The organism is Streptomyces coryli, from assembly GCF_011044975.1.
Lineage (GTDB): Bacteria > Actinomycetota > Actinomycetes > Streptomycetales > Streptomycetaceae > Streptomyces > Streptomyces coryli.
The window spans coordinates 1-3,468 of record NZ_JAAKZV010000438.1 but is presented as its reverse complement, the minus strand read 5'-3'; the positions used below and the strand labels follow the sequence as shown (position 1 = coordinate 3,468).

At 74.6% G+C, this 3,468-nt stretch carries 3 protein-coding genes; all 3 read right to left on the bottom strand.

Annotated elements, in window-relative coordinates; genetic code table 11:
• Positions 1-901 (bottom strand): class II glutamine amidotransferase (locus tag G5C51_RS40815; RefSeq protein ID WP_165245817.1); only part of this gene is annotated, 901 nt, incomplete at its 3' end.
• Positions 901-2,298 carry an ergothioneine biosynthesis protein EgtB gene (gene egtB / locus G5C51_RS40810; protein WP_165245816.1) on the bottom strand — a complete coding sequence of 466 codons (1,398 nt, stop codon included), beginning with the start codon at positions 2,296-2,298 and terminating at the stop codon, positions 901-903. The genes egtB and G5C51_RS40815, both read right to left, overlap by 1 nt.
• On the bottom strand, positions 2,295-3,468 hold a 1,174-nt coding region (locus tag G5C51_RS40805), incomplete at its 5' end, for a glutamate-cysteine ligase family protein (protein ID WP_165245814.1). The genes G5C51_RS40805 and egtB, both read right to left, overlap by 4 nt.

The following is a 3,468-nucleotide window of genomic DNA, read 5'->3' as shown; positions in this document are numbered from 1 at the left end:
CCGAGGCGACGAGGATGGTGGGGGTGGGGGCGTCGGGGTTGTTGGAGGGGGCGCTCGGCAGGGCGGAGTTCGGGTCGGCGGCCGGGTCGGCGGCGGCCGGATCGGTGCCGCCCGGACCTGTGCCCGTCGGAGGCGCATGGCCTTGCCCCCACCGATAGGACAGCGTGTCGCCCCACGTCGTGGCGGCGATGGTGTGGCCGTCGGTGAGCAGCAGGTTCAGCCGGGCGGTCGGGCGGACGGCGGCGACCTGGGCGACCACGGCGGCGAGCGCGGCGCCCGGGTCCGCCCCGGCGGCGAGGCGATGGTGCACCAGCGCCCACAGCAGGGCCGCGTCGGAGCCCGCCTCTAGGTCGAGCAGCGCCGCCGCCGGGAGCGGACCTACGGCGTGACCGTCCTGGCGTCCGGCGGCGTGAGTGTCCTGGCGTCGGGCGGCATGACCGCCCTCGCGCCCGGCGGCTCGGCCGCTCTCGATCCCGTCGGCCGCCGCCGATGCAGTCGACGCCACCGACGCGGACAGCAAATCGTCCGGTAGCCGGCGCCAGTCCGGCACCGCCCCGTTATGGCTGAACAGCCACGGCCCCGCGCGGAACGGCGCCGCCGCCGACTCCTCCGCGCTCGTGCCCGCCGTGGCATCCCGCACCGCCGCGAGCACCGCGCCGGAGCGCAGGCTGCGGGCCAGGTCAGGGACGTTGCCGTCAGCCCAGATCGGCACGGCCCGCCGATACCGGGCAGGCGACGGCCTGCCCGGCTCGTACCAGCCGAAGCCGAAGCCGTCCGCATTCACCGTGCCGTGCCGCTGCCGGCGCGGCTCCCACGATTGCCGGAAGAGGCTGTGCGGCGGATCGAGCAGCACCTCGGCGAGCGGCCGCTCGGGGCCGAGCCAGGCCAGATGGCGGCACATCAGCCCACCTCCGCGACCGAGGCATCGCGCGCGGTGCGGAATCCGGCGAATATCTGCCGCCGGATCGGATAGTCCCAGTTACGGAATGTCCCCCGCACCGCCACCTGATCCGCCCCGAAGGACCCACCGCGCAACACCTTGTAATCCGGCCCGAAGAACACCTCCGAATACTCCCGGTACGGAAATGCCGCGAACCCCGGATACGGCGTGAAGTCCGAGGACGTCCATTCCCATACGTCCCCGAGCAACTGCCGCGCCCCGCTCGGTGCCGCGCCCGCCGGATACGCCCCGGCCGGGGCGGGCTGCAGATGCCGCTGCCCGAGATTCGCGCGGGTGTCGTCCGGGGCGTCATCGCCCCACGGGTGACGCAGGCTGCGCCCCGCCGCCGGATCGTGCCGCGCCGCCTTCTCCCACTCGGACTCGGTCGGCAGCCGCCGCCCGGCCCAGCGGGCGTAGGCGTCCGCCTCGTACCAGCAGACATGCAGCACGGGCTGGTCGACGGGTATGGGCTCGGTGTGCCCGAACCGGCGGCGCACCCAACTCGCGCCCTCCCGCCGCCAGAACAGCGGCGCCTCGAGCCCGGCCTTCTCCTTGTACGCCCACCCCTCCTGGCTCCACCACCGCGGCTCGCGATAGCCGCCGTCCTCGATGAATTCGAGATACGCGCCGCAGGTCACCGGCACTGTGTCCAGCCAGAAGCCGGGTACGTGCACGCGGTGCGCGGGCCGCTCGTTGTCCAGCGCCCACGGATCGGTGGACGTGCCCATGGTGAACTCGCCGCCGTCGACCAGCACTTCCCGCGGCAGCCCGGCCGCGTCCGCGGGCGCGGCCGGCGGCTCCGGGGCGTGCAGCACCGGCTCGCCGCGGCGCAGCTGGTGGGTGGCGAGCATGGTCTCGTCGTGCTGCTGCTCGTGCTGCGCGACCATGCCGAAGACGAAGCCGCCGTTCAACAGGGGCGCGGGGTCCGCGGGATCGGCGCCTTCGAGCACCTCGAGGGCCTGCTCGCGCACCTGCGCCACGTATCGCTGGGCCTCATCCGGCGACAGCAGCGGCAGCGCGGGCCGGTCGGCGCGGGGCGTGACGAACGCGTCGTAGATCCGGTCCAGGTCGGGCCGCAGCCCGGCGCGGCCGCCGGCTTCCCGGACCAGCCACAGCTCTTCCTGGTTGCCTATATGGGCGAGATCCCAGCCCAACGGGGACATCAGCTTCGAGTGCTGCGCCATCAGCTGCTCGTCATCGAGGCAGTCGGTCAGTGCCAGCGTGCGCCGACGGGCCCGCTCCAGCGCGGCACGGGCGAGGCGGAGGTCGGTGGCTTCGGCACCGGCCCGGGCGACGGGGGTCTGCTCGGTGGGGGACTGCTCGGTGGGGGACTGCTCGGCTCGGGTCTGGCTCGTCATCGAAATGCTCCTTCCGGAACGGGCTGCGGCCGCTGCCCCGCGGCCCAGCGCTCCAGCTGATCATCGGCGGGACATCGCCCGCGCTCGGGATACGCCTGCCGGAACTCGGCCACGGCACCGCGCAGTTCACCCGCCGCACCGGACCGCTCGAGGGCCTCGGCCACGGCGTCGAAGCAGGCCCGCACGGCCTCCCCGGTCCGCCGGTCCGCGGGCCCCGATCTGGCGGCCCGCAACCAGGCCCCCCACGGCGGCGTCCGCCGCCCGGCGGTCAGCGGCTCGGTGGCCCGCCACGCGGCGGCGGCCGCCCGCGGGTCGTCCATCAAGGTCGCGGCCACGACCAGCGGCACCACCCAGCCGTCCCCCGGCTGCGCGTCGATCATCCGCAACTCCATCCACCCGCGCGGCCGCACGGGCGGAAAGAGCGTCGTCAGGTGATAGTCGAGATCCCCGACCCCGGGCGCCCGCTCACCATCGGCACCATCACGCACCCACTCCCGCAGGGAGAGCCCGGGCGGCGCATCCCACGAGGCGGTGGGCCCGGGCCGACGCAGACACATGACATCGGCATCCATGGCATAGCGCGCCCACTCGGCGCGAGGATCACCATCGGCGTACGCAGCGGCCTCCGGCGGGTCACCGTAAGAGCCGCCCTCCGGCATCGCACCGGGCCCGGAGGAACGTACCGACCCAGGCGGCCGCGTCCGCCCGGGGTCCATCCGGGACCACACCATCTGCCGGTTGGACTTCCACCCGTTGGGCCGCTCCAGCCCATCCCCCGCGCTCGGCGGAAACGGCGAGTTGGCGAACGCGGCTATGAACACCGGCCCGAGCCGATGCGCCAGCGCCCACCGGAACCGGAACCCGGCGACCCCGTCCCCCTCATCCCCCGCGTCCACGCTGACCTGCACCGCCGCCGTGGCGTTCATCATCGCCCGGCCCCACGGCCCGCCCCGGTCGAAGTGCGCCTCCATGGCCGCGTATCTCGGATGCGACAGCATCCTCCGCGGTGCCCGATGCGCGTCGAGCCCGCTCCCGTCCAGTTCGAGCCCCGCCCGCGCCAGCGCCGCGCGCAGCAACTCGAGATCCCCCGCCGCCCCCTCCACACAGGCGCCCGGACTGCCGGCCGCCGCCGAGCTCAACTCCACCTGCCCGCCCGGCTCCAGGGTGATC

What these genes read in the sequence shown, in the direction of transcription:
- egtB (WP_165245816.1), bottom strand. Translation starts at nt 2,298, where the DNA reads ATGACGAGCCAGACCCGAGCCGAGCAGTCCCCCACCGAGCAGTCCCCC.